The following is a 13,378-nucleotide window of genomic DNA, read 5'->3' on the forward strand; positions in this document are numbered from 1 at the left end:
CAATCCCCATGCCATCTCAGCGATTCGCCTTCTTCGATGTGGACGAGACACTCATCGGCCTCAAGAGCATGTTCAGCTTTCGTGCCCACTTTTTCCGGCAAACCCTCGGACAGGAACTAGGGCGCGTGGCAGAAGACGAAGCGCAGCGCAGTCTGCTGGACTTGCTGGCCCATGGGGCAAGTCGTCTGGACGTGAACCGCCACTTTTACCGCACGCTTCAGGGGTACAGCCACTCGGCGGTGTGCGCCAGCGCCCGAGATTGGTATGCCCAGCACCGGCAGACCCCTGGCTTCTTCGTGCAACCGGTGCTGGAGCGCCTTCGTGCCCACCAGGCCGATGGCGTCGGCGTGGCCCTGGTCTCTGGCTCTTGCGCCGAAATTCTGTTGCCCTTGGCACAAGACCTGGGCGTGGAGCACCTGCTGGTCACGCAACTGGATCTGTTGGGTGGCGTGATCACGGGGGAGGTTCTGGGCATGCCCGCCATTGGAGAGGGAAAGCGCCTGCTGGTGCAGCGCTTTCTGCAGCGCATGCGGATCGACCCAGTCAATTGCCTGGCCTACGGCGATCACCTGTCTGACCTGCCCATGCTGGAGCTGGTGGGTCACCCAGTGGTGGTGGTGCGCGACGATGACCTCGTGGCACTGGCCAGGTCGCGACGCTGGCCGCTTCTGCTGCCATGATCGCCGGCTTTCCGAGGCGCTCTGTCCCCTGCGCTACCAGTACCGCTGAGGGTATGTGTCACCATGCGCGCCCAAAACGCCCGTGGAGACAGAGAGGACATGCCCGACCAAGCCGCGACCGTGCCGCGCCTCGAGCCAGGAAGCATCGAGCGCACGCGGTTGCTCGCCCGGCTGGCGCAGGCCCGGCGCAAGACCTGCCTGCTGATCCTGGGCCCCGCTGGCAGCGGCAAGACCACCTTGGCGCTGCAGTGGCGCATGCAGGCCCTGGGTTATGGCCACGACGTGGCCTGGATGACGTCCATGCCCGGCGACGACGCGGCCGCGCTGATGGACGCCCTGTTCACCGCGCTCGACCGGGTAGACCCGCAAATCGCCCGTGAGGCGCACTTCATCTTCAACCGCGACAGCAGCATGCGCTCGCCCGAGGCCGTGGCCATCTCGCTGCTGCGGGGCATTCGCCAGCATGGTCGGCCCCTGTCCCTGGTGATCGACGACTGCCAGAACGCGGTCGATTCGCGCGCCCACGCCCTGCTGCAAACCTGGCTCGATTTCGCGCCGCCGCATTTCCAGCTGGTGCTGGTCTCGCGCAGCGTGCCGCCCCTGTCCTTTGCCCGCCTGCGCGACCAGGACGCGCTGCTGGAACTGGGCTACCCCGACCTGCGCTTCTCGCTGGACGAGGTGCAGGCCTTCGCCCGCAGCCGCCAGATTGGCGCCGACGAATCGGGCATGCGCCGCCTGGCCGACCTCACCGACGGCTGGGCCGCCGGCCTGCAGTTGGTGGCGCTGGACCTGCGCCGCCAGCCCGAGCGCCTGGGCCAGGTGGTGCCCGTGCAAAACCCGCACGACTTCACCGCCTACTTCAACCGCGAGGTGCTGGCGCAACTGGCGCTGGACGAGCTGGACGCCATGACCCGCCTGGCCGCCGCCCAAGGCTTCAACCAGGCGCTGGTGGTGCTGCTGGCAGGAGACGAGCTGGGCGCGAACCTGCTGGAGCGCATGCGCCGCGACCACCTGTTCCTGGTGCCCATGGACGGCATGGAACGCCAGGGCTGGTACCGCTTTCACCCGCTGCTGCGCGACCTGCTGCTGGAGCGCCTGGGCCGCTGGCCGCAAGACGAGCGCCGCCAGACCCACCTGCTGCTGTGCGAGTGGTTTGGCCGGCGCAAGCAGTTGCGCGAGGCGGTGCGCCACGGCGTGGCCGCGGGCGACCTGGAGCGCGCCGCCGGCTGGCTTGACCGCTGGGCGCGCGAGCACTTCCTGAACGGCGACCTGCAGCGCCTGGTGCGTTCGGTGAGCGAACTGCCGCGCGACCTGCTGCGCCAGCGCCCCAGCCTGCTGCTCTGGGTGGGCTGGACGCAGCTGTGTTACCGCCGCTTTGCCGAGTGCCACGCCACCGTGAACACCTTGCGCGAGCAGTGCCGCGACGGCGACGCCGAGGCCATGGCCCATTGGGTGCTGCTGGCCTTCTCGCTGGCGCTGCAAGAAGACGACATCGCCACCGCCCGGCAGTTGCTGAGTGCCATGCACGCCCTGCGCGCCAATGGCGACGCGGTGCTGGTGGGTGGGCGGCGCAACCTGCTGGGCTGGATGCACATTCACCTGGGCGAGTTCGAGCAGGCCCGCTCGCTGCTGGCTGGCCCGCCGCCGCTGCGGGAAGACGGCACGCCCTTGCTCGATTCGGCCTTTGGTGCCCTGATGAGCTGCGCGCTCATGGGCCTGGCCTGGCTGCACGACGGCGACGCACGCCACGCCGAGCCGGTGCTGCGCGATGCCCTGGCCAGCGCCGACCGCGAGCTGGGCCCCTATTGCGAGCCGGCCAGCAACGCCGCCGGTTTGCTCACCGAGGTGCTGTACGAATCGAACGACCTGGCGGCCTTGCGGCAGTTGCTGGACGACCGGCACGACGCCATCGAGCGCGTGGGCCTGCCGGACGCGGTCATCACCGCCGCCGTCAGCCGCGCGCGGCTGTACCGATCAGAAGGGCAGTGGCGCGAATCGCTCGAAGGGCTGGAGCGGCTGGAGGAACACGCCCAGCGCCGCGGGCTTGACCGCGCGCGCGCCTTTGCTCTGTACGAGCGCCTGCGCACCGCCCTGGCCATGGGGGACGTCGCCCTGGGCCAGGCCTCCCTTCAGGCCCTGGAAACCCTGGCGCAACAACACGCCGACCAGGCCTTGCCCACCAGCCGGCGCATTGGGGTGCTGGCCCGCGTGGCGCGCGCCTTGCACGAGATGCACCAGCGCCGCGACCGCGAGGCACTGGCCGTGCTGGCCCCGCTGAGCGAAGCGGCCCCGGCCGATGCGGGCGGCCCCTGGCTGCTGCGGCGCGACTTTGGCGTGGCCCAGGCGCTGCGCGCCATGGTGCTGGCCCGCCTGGGCCGGCACGAAGAGGCCCTGGCCGTGGTGCCCCAAGTGCTGGCGCTGGCGCAGCAACTGGGCCTGCTGCGCCGCCTGATCGACATGGGCCCCGAGTGGCTGGCCCTGGTGGCCCGCTGGGTGGCCAGCGCGGGCGAGGCCGACCCCGCGCTGCTGTTCTACGCCGAGCACCTGCAGGCCCATGCCGGGCGCGACCAGCCCATGGCGAGTGCGCCGGCGGCGCCGCTGAGCGAGGCCTTGAGCGAGCGCGAGCGCGACATCCTGCGCGCGCTGTCGCAGGCCATGTCGAACAAGCGGGTGGCCCAGGTGCTGGGCGTGTCGCCCGAAACCGTGAAGTGGCACCTGAAGAACGTGTACGGCAAGCTGGGCGTGTCGGGCCGCGACGAGGCCGTGGCCCGCGCGCGCGACCTGGGCCTGATCGCACCACCCAGCGCCTGAGCTTGAGGGTGAGCCTGGGGCAGGGTGGGTGGCTCGGGGAAACCCTAGCCACCCGATCCGGGGGGGCGCCGCGCCGGGGGGCTTGTTGATGATGGGGGCACACAGGCGATGAGAGCGACCTGTGTCCACGATTCACACAGGAGACAAGCATGTTCAACCGCCTTTCGCGCCCGGCCCGCGTGGCCGCCACCGTTCTGTCTGCCGCCGCCGCCCTGGGCGCTGCCAGCGCCACCGCCAAAGACCTCACCATTTCGGCCTCGTTGCCCAAGGTGCACTTCTGGGTGGGCGGCCACATGGACCCGTTTGCCAACCAGATCGAGGCCAACACCGGCATCAAGTTCAAGCGCTTCTACGCGGGCGAGCTGGTGGCCGTGGGCCGCGAACTCGATGCGCTCAAGGGCGGCACCATCGACGTGGCCGCGCCGCTGCTGGCCCCGTACCACGAAGGCCGCTTCGCCCTGTCGGACGTGACGCAGCTGCCCACCTACAACACCAGCGCGGTCTCCATCACCAAGGCCTTTCAGAAGCTGCTGGACTCGCCGGTGAAGGTGAAGGGCGACAAGACCTTCTACCAATACGAAATCGCCGACAAGGGCATTCGCGTCTGGCCGCTGGGCGCCACGGCGGCCTATGCGCTGTCCACCACCGGCAAGACCTTGCAGAACCCGGCCGACATGAAGGGCCTGCCCCTGCGCGCGGGCTCGGCCATGCACACCATCGCCCTGCAACAGATGGGCGCCACGCCCGTGACCATGCCGGCCTCGCAGGCCTATGAGGCGCTGTCGCGCGGCACGGTGAACGGCCTGGTGCTGTCGGTGGGCGACTGGAAGTCGTATTCCTTCCAAGACCTGATGAAGTACACCATCACCGGCGTGGCCATTGGCCACTGGGAGAGCTACCTGGCGGTGGAAGAGGGCATGTGGAACAAGCTCTCGGCCGACGAGCGCCAGAAGTGGGACCGCATCGCCCGCGACGTGGCCATGAAGAACGCCGAAGGCATCGACAAGCAAGACGTGGAAGTGCGCGACGCCGCCGAGAAGAAGGGCAGCAAGTTCGTGGACATCAACACCTTGTCGAAGGACATGCAGGCCCACATCGCCAAGGCCTCCACCGCCACCTGGGTGCAGTGGATCGAGCAGACAGAGAAGAAGGGCCACCCGGCCAAGGCCACCGCCAAGCTGTGGGCCCAGCTCATCCAGGCCGAGGGCGGCAAGGTGCCCGAGGGCGTGGCCGAGTACCTGGCGCGCTGATCCCCAGCCGCCTCGCGCGCGGCCCCGGCGGGCGCTGTGCCCGCCACCCACCGCTCAAGTGCCCACGGCCTTGATCGGGCGGGCAGGGCTGCGCCCCTTCATTCCCCAACTTCCCTTTCGCCATGTCACAAACCGCCATTCTGTGGTTCGTGGGCGCCTGGTTCACGGTCTTCCTGATCCTGGGCCAGAACGTCTCGACCGTGCTGCTGGGCTCGGGCATCGTGGGCATCGTGCTGTGGATCGGACCGCGCGTGTTCGACGGCATCATCGGCCCCGACATCTTCTACACCGCCTCGATCTACTCGCTCTCCATCATCCCGCTCTACCTGGTGATGGCGCAGCTGCTGCTGCGCGGCGGCGTGATCGTGGACCTGTTCCGCGTGGCGCACCGCCTCTCGGGCTACAAGCGCTTTCCCCTGGGCGTGGCCACCATCCTCACCGGCGGCCTGCTGGGCGCGGTGTGCGGCTCGGGCTCGGCCAGCGCCGCGGCCCTGGCCACGCTGGCCGCGCCTGAGCTGGAGCGCGTGGGCTACACGCGGCGCTACGCCATCGGGCTGGCGGCGGTGTCGGGCTCGCTCTCGGCGGTGATCCCGCCCAGCCTCATCGTCATCATCTACGGCTCCATCACCATGGTGCCCATCGGCCACCTGTTCATCGGCCTGCTCGGCCCGGGGCTGATCTGCATGCTGGTCTACATCGTCTGCATGGTGTTCTACGCCGAGACCAAGCCCGGCGCGGTGGACGGCGTGAAGGTGGACGAAGACGAAGACCCCGCCCTGTTCCGCCGCAGCGTCAACGCCTTTGTGTTTGTGCTGGTGCTCATGGGCGTGGTGTTTGGCGGCATCTACGGCGGCATCATCACCGTGGGCGAGGCCGGTGCCATCGGTGCCTTCACCGCCCTGGTGGGCATGGTGGCCATGGGCCGCGTCACGCTCAAAGACATTGGCCTGTCGATGGCCGACTCGGTGAAGGTCACCGGCATGCTCATGATGCTGGTGATCGGCGCGCAGATCATGGCCCGCTTCCTGGCCTTCTCGCGCGTGCCCCGCGAACTGGTGGCCCTGCTGGAGCCCTGGCTGGACCAGCCCATGCTGCTGGTGGCGCTGATGATGGTGCTGTTCTTCTTCGCCGGCATGATCCTGGAGTCGGCCGCCATCATCGTGCTGGTGGTGCCCATCCTGCTGCCGCTGCTGCAGGCCGCGCAGATTGACCTGCTGTGGTTCGGCGTGGTGGCCTCTTTCATGATCGCCCTGGGCCTGCTCACGCCACCCGTGGGATTGTCGGTCTACGCGGCGGCCAGTGCGGCGCGTTTCCCGGTGGGTGAGGTGTTCCGCCCCGCCACCGTGTTCGCCGTGGCCGCTGGTCTCATCGTCACGGCGCTGATGATGATGTTCCCCGCCCTGGTCACCTGGCTGCCCAGCCACATCGGTTGAAGGAGAACCCCATGTCTTTCTGGAAAACCATTGACCGCATCGAAGGCGGCATGGCCTCGGTGGGGGCTGGCCTGTGCCTGCTGGCCATGATCGTCATCACCGTGCTCAGCGTGATCGGGCGCTACATCCTGCAGCAAGACCTGATTCCGGGCGCGTACAACCTGATTGAGCGCGTCACGTTTCCGCTCATCGTGTTCTGGGCCGTGCCCCTGGCCCACCGCCAGGGCACCTTCCCGCGCTTTGACATGGTGATCAACAGCTTCTCGCCGGCCACGCGCCGCTGGGTGAGCGCCGTGGTGCTGCTGGTGGAGCTGGTGGTTTATGCGGTGGTCATGTGGTACGTGCTGCGCTTCACCTGGACCAGCATCGAGAACGACCGCACCATGCAGATCGGCACCGACTTCTGGCCCATCTGGCCGATTCTGGTGATGCTGCCCCTGGCCTTCGCGCTCATGATGCTGGAGATGTGCCGCCTGGTCTGGGACGAGATCAGTGGCGCCTCGCTGCAGCGCGCCAAGGCCGAGAGCGACAACGTCAACGCCGCCTTCTGACATGGCCCAGGCCACTGCCCCTGCCGCCCAGCCACCGCGCGTGGTGCTGGTCACCGGCGCCTCCAGCGGCGTGGGCGCGGCGGTGGCACGCCAGCTCGCCGCGGAAGGTGCCTGCGTGGCCATCAACTACCGGCGCGACCGCGAGTTGGCCGAGGCCGTGGCCCGCGACTGCCGCGCGCTCGGCGCGCAGGCCCTGGTGCTGGCCGGCGACGTGGCCATCGAGGCCGACGCCGAGGCCCTGGTGGCCCAGACCGTGGCCCACTGGGGCCGGCTTGATGGCCTGGTGAACAGCGCGGGCGTCACGCAGTTCGTGCCCATGCAGGCGCTTGACGCCCTCAACGCCGCCGACTTCCAGCGCCTCTACGGCGTGAACGCCGTGGGCGCGTTTCAGGTGTGTCGCGCAGCGGCCCGGCACATGGGGCAGGGCGGGGCCATCGTCAACATCTCGTCGGTGGCGGCGCAGACCGGCAGCGGCAGCTCGCTGCCCTACGTGATGTCCAAGGCCGCGCTCAACGCCATGACCTTGGGCCTGGCCCGTGCGCTGGCCCCGCGCATTCGCGTGAACGCCGTGCTGCCCGGCATGGTGGAAGGCCGCTGGATGCGCGACGGCCTGGGCGAGGCCGCCTACCAACAGGTCAAGGCCGCCTACGCCCACACCGCCGCGCTCGGGCGCATCGCCACGCCAGAGGACATTGCCGATGCCGTGTGCTGGCTCTTGCGCCCTGGTTCGGCCGTCACCGGCCAGCTCATGGTGGTGGACGCCGGTTTCCTGCTGGGCAAGTTGCCCTCGGCCACCGGCCCTTCTTCCGATTCCCCAGCCCGCTCATGACCACGCTCGCCCCTTCCCCGACGGCTGCCACGCCAGCCTTTGACCCGGCCGTGCTGGAGGCCTTCGCCCGCGAGCACATCGCCGGCCTGCAAGGCCGCATGCGCCTGCAGGCCATTGGCGGCGGCCAGTCCAACCCCACCTTCTTTGTCGATTTCGACAACCGCCACCTGGTGCTGCGCAAGAAGCCCGGCGGCGAGGTGCTGCCATCGGCCCACGCGGTGGACCGCGAGTACCGCGTGATGAAGGCCCTGGCCGCCAGCGCCTTGCCGGTGCCGCCCACCGTGCTGTACCACGAGGGGCCCGAGGTGGTGGGCACGCCCTTCTACCTGATGGAGCGCGTGCCCGGGCGCGTGTTCGGCGACAACAGCCTGCCCGGCATGGCCCCCGCCGAGCGCCGCGCCATCTACCTGGCCATGGCCGACACCCTGGCCACCCTGCATTCCCTCGACTGGGCCGCGCTGGGCCTGGGCGACTTTGGCAAGCCGGGCCAGTTCTTCCAGCGCCAGTTGCGCCGCTGGCAGCAGCAGTGGGCCTTGTCCAAAACCCGCGAGAACCCCGCCATCGACGAGCTGCAGGCCTGGCTGGCCGAGCACCTGCCCCACGACGACGAGACCACGCTCACCCACGGCGACTTCAAGCTCAACAACCTGCTCTTCCACCCCACCGAACCGCGCGTGGTGGCCGTGCTGGACTGGGAACTCTCCACCCTGGGCCACCCGCTGGCCGACGTGGCCTTCAACACCGTGGCCTGGCGCACCCTACCGGCCGAGTTCGGCGGCATTCGCGGGCTTGACCTCGCGGCGCTGGGCATCCCCACCGAGCACGAGTACCTGGCGCACTACTACCGCCGCGCCGGGCGAGGCGCTGCGCAGCAGGCCCGGCCCTTCCATTGGGCCTTTGCGCTGATGCGCTGGGCCGTCATCTTCGAGGGCATCGCCGCCCGCGCCGCGCGCGGCAACGCCGTGGCCGACAACGCCGCCGAGGTGGGCCAGCTCAGCCTGGTGCTGGCCCAGCGCGGACTGGAGGCCCTGCGCACCCCCGTGCCCCTTTTGTGAGCCACCCGAGAGACCGCCATGCAGTTCCAGTTCAGCGACGACAACCTGCAGATGCAGCGCACCCTGCGCCAGTTCATGGACCGCCACGTGCTGCCGCAGAACGCCGAGTACGAGCGCCTGGCCGCCTCTGGCGTGTACCCGAGAGCGGTGATCGAGCCGCTCAAAGACCTTGCCCGTGAGGCCGGCCTGTGGAACCTGTTCCTGCCCGGCCTGAAAGACGACGAGCCCGGCACCCGCCTGAGCAACATGGACTACGCGCCGCTGGCCGAGATCATGGGCCGCCTGCCCTGGGCGGCCGAGGTGTTCAACTGCAACGCGCCTGACACCGGCAACATGGAGCTGCTGCACCTGTTCGCCACGCCCGAGCAGCGCGAGCGCTGGCTCAAGCCCCTGCTGGCGGGCACCATGCGCTCGTGCTTCGCCATGACCGAGCCCGACGTGGCCTCGTCAGACGCCACCAACATCCAGACCAGCATTCGCCGCGACGGCGATGAGTACGTGATCAATGGCCGCAAGTGGTTCACCACCGGCGCCATCCACCCGCTGTGCCGCTTCGCCATCGTCATGGGTGTGAGCGACGACAGCCCCGACGCCCCGCGCCACGCCCGCCATTCGATGGTGATCGTGCCCATGGACACGCCCGGTTTCCAGGTGGTGCGCAACGTGCCGATCATGCACCACCATGCCCCCGAAGGGCATTGCGAAGTCACCTTCACCAACGTGCGCGTGCCGCGCAGCCATCTGCTGGGCGAGGAGGGCGCCGGCTTCGCGCTGGCCCAGGCCCGCCTGGGCCCGGGCCGGGTGCACCACTGCATGCGCACCATCGGCCAGTGCGAGCTGGCCATGGAGCTGATGTGCGAGCGCGCCATCACCCGCCGCGCCTTTGGCAAGCACCTGAGCGAGTTCTCCAACGTACAAGACTGGATCGCTTACTCGCGCGTGGAGATCGACCAGGCCCGCCTGCTGGTGCTGCAGGCCGCCTGGAAGATGGACACCTTCGGCAACAAGTCGGCGCACGTGGACGTGTCGGCCATCAAGCTGGTGGCCGCGCAGTTGCAGACCCGCGTGGTGGACCGCGCCATGCAGGTGTTTGGCGCCATGGGCATCACGCCCGACACGCCGCTGAGCTACCTGTGGTCGTGGGGCCGCGCCATGCGCTTCTTTGACGGCCCCGACGAGGTGCACCTGCGCACCCTGGCGCGGGTGGAACTGGCCAAGGCGCGCGAGAACCTGGGCGCCACCGCGCCGTATTACAACGTGCACTGAACACCCCCCATCACCCGAGAGCAGAAAGGTTCTTCCATGGCTTACCCCGACCACCCCGGTGAATCCGCTGACGTGCTGCTGGCCTGGCGCGCCAACGGCGTGGCCCACCTCCGCTTCAACCGGCCCAAGGCGCTGAACGCCATCGACGTGGCCATGGCCCGCGCCTTCCACGAGGCCTGCCGCGCCATCGCCGCCGACGAGCAGGTGCGCGCCGTGTGCCTCAGCGGCGAGGGCCGCGCTTTCATGGCCGGTGGCGACCTGGCCGCCATGCGCGAAGACCCGCAAGGCGTGGCGCAACAGCTCATTGACGGCATGCACGGCGGCCTGCGCCTGCTGGCGCAACTGAAGGCCCCAGTGGTGGCCAGCGTGCACGGTGCCGTGGCCGGCGGCGGCCTGGGCGTGGCGCTGGGTTGCGATCTGGTCATCGCCGCCGAGGGCACGAAATTCGGCATCGCTTACCCCGGCATTGGCGCCAGTTGCGACTGCTCCACCTCGTGGGGCCTGCCGCGCATCGTGGGCGTGCGCAAGGCCATGGAACTGGCCTTCCTGGGCGAGAACTTCGACGCCGCGCAGGCCTTGGACCTGGGCATCGTCAACCGCGTGGTGCCCGCGGCCGAACTGGCCAGCGCCACCGAGGCCCTGGTGCAGCGCCTGGCCCAAGGCCCCACCCAGGCCTACGGCCACCTCAAGCGCCTGCTGCGCGCCTCGCTGCAAAACGACCTGGACACCCACCTCGACGCCGAGGCCGCGGGCTTTCGCGACTGCGCCGGCACACAAGACTTCCGCGAAGGCGTGGCCGCCTTCTTCGACAAGCGCCCCCCGGTGTTCCAGGGCCGCTGACCGCTGGCCCCAGTTTCTTGTTTTTGGAGTGCAGACCATGAGAACCCGCGTCACCGAACTGCTGGGCACCCGCTACCCCATCGTCCAGGGCGGCATGCAATGGGTGGGCACGGCCGAGCTGGCCAGCGCCGTCTCCAACGCGGGCGGCCTGGGCATCCTCACCGCGCTCACCCAGCCCACGCCCGAGGCGCTGGCGCGCGAGATCGACCGCTGCCGCGGCCTCACCGACCAGCCCTTCGGCGTGAACCTCACCATCCTGCCCACGGTGAACCCGCCGCCTTACGCCGAGTTCGTGGACGTGGTGATCGACAAGGGCGTGAAGGTGCTGGAGACCGCCGGCCAGAGCCCCAAGGCTTTTGTGGAAACCCTCAAGCGCCACGGCGTGCGCATCGTGCACAAGTGCACCAGCGTGCGCCACGCCCTCTCGGCCGAGCGCATCGGCGTGGACGCCATCAGCATTGACGGCTTCGAGTGCGCCGGCCACCCCGGCGAAGACGACGTGCCCGGCCTGGTGCTCATCCCCCTGGCCACGCGCGCGCTGCGCATTCCGGTGATCGCCTCGGGCGGCATCGCCACCGGGCGCGGCATGGCCGCTGCTTTCGCGCTGGGGGCCGAGGGCATCAACATGGGCACGCGCTTCTGCGCCACGGTGGAGGCGCCCATTCACGAACACATCAAGCAGGCCCTGGTGAACGCCAGCGAGCGCGACACCAACCTCATCTTCCGCACCCTGCACAACACCGGCCGCGTGCTGAAGAACGCCGTGTCCGACGAGGTGGTGGCCACCGAGCGCCGCCCAGGCGGCTGCGCGTTCGCCGACATCCAGCCCCTGGTCAGCGGCCAGCGCGGCCGCCAGGCCCTGAGCAGCGGCGACGTGAACGCCGGCCTGGTGTGGGCCGGCCAGGTGGTGGGCCTGATCGACGACATCCCCACTTGCCACGAACTCATCCAACGCCTGGTGGCCGAGTGCCGCGAGGCCCTGACCATGGCCAGCGCCCTGGCCGGTGCCCCCGACGCGATGGCCGAGGTTTGACCATGACGACCACCCCACCCACCCCAGCCAAGCACCTGCCCACCCGCCTGGAGAGCCACTTCGGCGACCGCGTGGTGCGCTGTTTTCATCCTCGCCCGGCTGACCTGAACGCCATGTGGCGCCCGCACGCGCGCCGCCACCCCACCAAGGAAGCCGTGGTCAGCGGCGACGAGCGCCTGAGTTGGGGCCAGCTGGAAGACCAGGCCCTGGCGCGGCCAATGGCCTGCGCTCGCTCGGTGTGGGCAAGGGCGACCGCGTGGCCCTGCTCATGGGCAACCACAGCCAGTTCATCGTGGCCTTCTTCGCGGCCCAGGCGCTGGGCGCGGTGATCGTGCCCCTGAGCACCCGCGACCAGACCCCGGGGCTCACCTACATCCTGGCCCACAGCGGCGCCAAGGTGCTCATTTCTGACCCCGACCTGCAAGAGCGCTGGCCCCTGCCGGCCGACGTGCCCGAGCTGCGCCACCGCCTGCTGGCCGGCGTGCCGGCCACGCACCCGCAGGCCTTCGCCGCCCTGCAGTCGCACGCGCCCTTGCCCGAGCTGGAACCGGTGGCCGAGGAAGACCTGGCCCTCATCATGTACACCTCGGGCACCACCGGCTTCCCCAAGGGGGCCATGCTCACCCACCTGAACGTGGTGCACTCGGTGATGCACTACCAGCAGGCCCTGGGCCTGGACGAGAACGTGCGCGGCGCGGTGGTGGTGCCGCTGAGCCACGTGACCGGCCTGGTGGCCATCATGCTGGTGGCCCTGGGCCTGGGTGGCACGCTCATCGTGGCCGCCGCCTTCAAGGCCCCTGACTTCCTGCGCCTGGCCGCGCGCGAGCGCATGAGCTACACCATCCTGGTGCCGGCCATGATCAGCCTGTGCCTGCTGCAAGACGACTTCGCCCAGCACGACCTCAGCGCCTGGACGGCCTGCGGCTATGGTGGCGCGCCCATGCCCCCGGCCACCATCGACCGCCTGGGCCAGCAACTGCCGGGGCTGCGCCTCTCGAACTGCTACGGCGCCACCGAAACCACCTCGCCCACCACCGTGATGCCGGCCGCGCTCACCCGCGACCACCTCGACAGCGTGGGCCTGCCACTGCCGTGTGCCGAAGTGGCCGTGATGGACGACGAAGGCCGCGAGCTGCCGCGCGGCGAGATCGGCGAGCTGTGGCTCAAGGGGCCCATGGTGGTGAAGGGCTACTGGAACAACCCCCAGGCCACGGCCGAGAACATCATCGGCGGCCACTGGCGAAGCGGCGACGTGGGCCGCATGGACGAACACGGCTTCGTGTACGTGATGGACCGCCGCAAAGACATGCTAAACCGTGGCGGCTACAAGATCTTCAGCGTCGAGGTGGAGAACACCCTGTGCCAGCACGCCGACGTGCTGGAGGCCGCCGTGGTGGCCAAGCCCTGCCCGGTGCTGGGCGAGCGCGTGCACGTGTTCGTGCACCCGCGCGAAGGCCGCCAGATCGACACCGCCGCGCTGCGCGCCTTCTGCGCCGAGCGCCTGTCCGACTACAAAGTGCCCGAGAGCTTCACCGTGAGCGCCGCCCCCCTGCCGCGCAACGCCAACGGCAAGCTGCTCAAGCGCGACATGCGCGAGCAACTGCTGCGCGAACTCGCCGCCACCGCCTGA

General features: G+C 69.5%; 12 protein-coding genes. All 12 read left to right on the top strand.

Annotated elements, in window-relative coordinates; translation table 11 throughout:
- The first annotated feature begins 8 nt into the window (after positions 1-8).
- The 12 genes from ACE3RQ_RS12510 to ACE3RQ_RS12565 all read left to right on the top strand — a co-directional run bounded on the left by ACE3RQ_RS12510 (position 9) and on the right by ACE3RQ_RS12565 (position 13,378).
- Positions 9-680 carry an HAD family hydrolase gene (locus ACE3RQ_RS12510; RefSeq protein ID WP_374522346.1) on the top strand — a complete coding sequence of 224 codons (672 nt, stop codon included), beginning with the start codon at positions 9-11 and terminating at the stop codon, positions 678-680.
- Between the two features lie 99 nt (positions 681-779).
- The gene (locus tag ACE3RQ_RS12515; protein ID WP_374522347.1) at positions 780-3,491 is read left to right on the top strand and encodes a LuxR C-terminal-related transcriptional regulator; all 2,712 of its coding nucleotides are present in this window, start codon (positions 780-782) and stop codon (positions 3,489-3,491) included.
- A gap of 149 nt (positions 3,492-3,640) precedes the next feature.
- Positions 3,641-4,741: a TRAP transporter substrate-binding protein DctP gene (gene dctP / locus ACE3RQ_RS12520; RefSeq protein ID WP_374522348.1), complete on the top strand. Its 1,101-nt coding sequence runs from the start codon at positions 3,641-3,643 to the stop codon at positions 4,739-4,741.
- A gap of 122 nt (positions 4,742-4,863) precedes the next feature.
- On the top strand, positions 4,864-6,174 hold the full coding sequence (locus tag ACE3RQ_RS12525; RefSeq protein ID WP_374522350.1) for a TRAP transporter large permease: 1,311 nt from the start codon (positions 4,864-4,866) through the stop codon (positions 6,172-6,174).
- An 11-nt stretch (positions 6,175-6,185) separates the two neighbouring features.
- The gene (locus tag ACE3RQ_RS12530; RefSeq protein WP_374522351.1) at positions 6,186-6,725 is read left to right on the top strand and encodes a TRAP transporter small permease; all 540 of its coding nucleotides are present in this window, start codon (positions 6,186-6,188) and stop codon (positions 6,723-6,725) included.
- A 1-nt stretch (position 6,726) separates the two neighbouring features.
- The gene (locus ACE3RQ_RS12535) at positions 6,727-7,554 is read left to right on the top strand and encodes an SDR family NAD(P)-dependent oxidoreductase (RefSeq protein WP_374522352.1); all 828 of its coding nucleotides are present in this window, start codon (positions 6,727-6,729) and stop codon (positions 7,552-7,554) included.
- Positions 7,551-8,609, top strand: a complete 1,059-nt coding sequence (locus ACE3RQ_RS12540; RefSeq protein ID WP_374522353.1) for a phosphotransferase family protein — start codon at positions 7,551-7,553, stop codon at positions 8,607-8,609. The genes ACE3RQ_RS12535 and ACE3RQ_RS12540 overlap by 4 nt, the downstream gene beginning before the upstream one ends.
- Before the next feature lie 18 nt (positions 8,610-8,627).
- Positions 8,628-9,875 (top strand): acyl-CoA dehydrogenase family protein, encoded by a 1,248-nt coding sequence (locus ACE3RQ_RS12545; RefSeq protein ID WP_374522354.1) that lies wholly within the window; start codon positions 8,628-8,630, stop codon positions 9,873-9,875.
- 36 nt (positions 9,876-9,911) lie between these two features.
- Positions 9,912-10,715, top strand: coding sequence for an enoyl-CoA hydratase/isomerase family protein (locus tag ACE3RQ_RS12550; RefSeq protein WP_374522355.1), 804 nt, complete (start codon positions 9,912-9,914; stop codon positions 10,713-10,715).
- Positions 10,716-10,752: 37 nt separating this feature from the next.
- Positions 10,753-11,748, top strand: coding sequence for an NAD(P)H-dependent flavin oxidoreductase (locus ACE3RQ_RS12555; protein WP_374522356.1), 996 nt, complete (start codon positions 10,753-10,755; stop codon positions 11,746-11,748).
- Positions 11,749-11,750: 2 nt separating this feature from the next.
- A complete protein-coding gene (locus ACE3RQ_RS12560) occupies positions 11,751-12,077 on the top strand; it encodes a hypothetical protein (protein WP_374522357.1) in 327 nt (108 codons plus the stop codon).
- Entirely contained in the window at positions 12,005-13,378 is a 1,374-nt protein-coding gene (locus tag ACE3RQ_RS12565; RefSeq protein ID WP_374522358.1) for a class I adenylate-forming enzyme family protein, read from the top strand. Before ACE3RQ_RS12560 ends, ACE3RQ_RS12565 begins: the two co-directional genes overlap by 73 nt.

The organism is Hydrogenophaga sp., from assembly GCF_041913525.1.
Taxonomy (GTDB): domain Bacteria; phylum Pseudomonadota; class Gammaproteobacteria; order Burkholderiales; family Burkholderiaceae_C; genus Hydrogenophaga.

Coding starts and splice junctions, on each gene's coding strand:
- ACE3RQ_RS12560 (WP_374522357.1), top strand. CDS start 11,751: ATGACGACCACCCCACCCACCCCAGCCAAGCACCTGCCCACCCGCCTG.
- ACE3RQ_RS12545 (WP_374522354.1), top strand. CDS start 8,628: ATGCAGTTCCAGTTCAGCGACGACAACCTGCAGATGCAGCGCACCCTG.
- ACE3RQ_RS12530 (WP_374522351.1), top strand. CDS start 6,186: ATGTCTTTCTGGAAAACCATTGACCGCATCGAAGGCGGCATGGCCTCG.
- ACE3RQ_RS12525 (WP_374522350.1), top strand. CDS start 4,864: ATGTCACAAACCGCCATTCTGTGGTTCGTGGGCGCCTGGTTCACGGTC.
- ACE3RQ_RS12540 (WP_374522353.1), top strand. CDS start 7,551: ATGACCACGCTCGCCCCTTCCCCGACGGCTGCCACGCCAGCCTTTGAC.
- ACE3RQ_RS12515 (WP_374522347.1), top strand. CDS start 780: ATGCCCGACCAAGCCGCGACCGTGCCGCGCCTCGAGCCAGGAAGCATC.
- ACE3RQ_RS12555 (WP_374522356.1), top strand. CDS start 10,753: ATGAGAACCCGCGTCACCGAACTGCTGGGCACCCGCTACCCCATCGTC.
- ACE3RQ_RS12550 (WP_374522355.1), top strand. CDS start 9,912: ATGGCTTACCCCGACCACCCCGGTGAATCCGCTGACGTGCTGCTGGCC.
- dctP (WP_374522348.1), top strand. CDS start 3,641: ATGTTCAACCGCCTTTCGCGCCCGGCCCGCGTGGCCGCCACCGTTCTG.
- ACE3RQ_RS12535 (WP_374522352.1), top strand. CDS start 6,727: ATGGCCCAGGCCACTGCCCCTGCCGCCCAGCCACCGCGCGTGGTGCTG.
- ACE3RQ_RS12510 (WP_374522346.1), top strand. CDS start 9: ATGCCATCTCAGCGATTCGCCTTCTTCGATGTGGACGAGACACTCATC.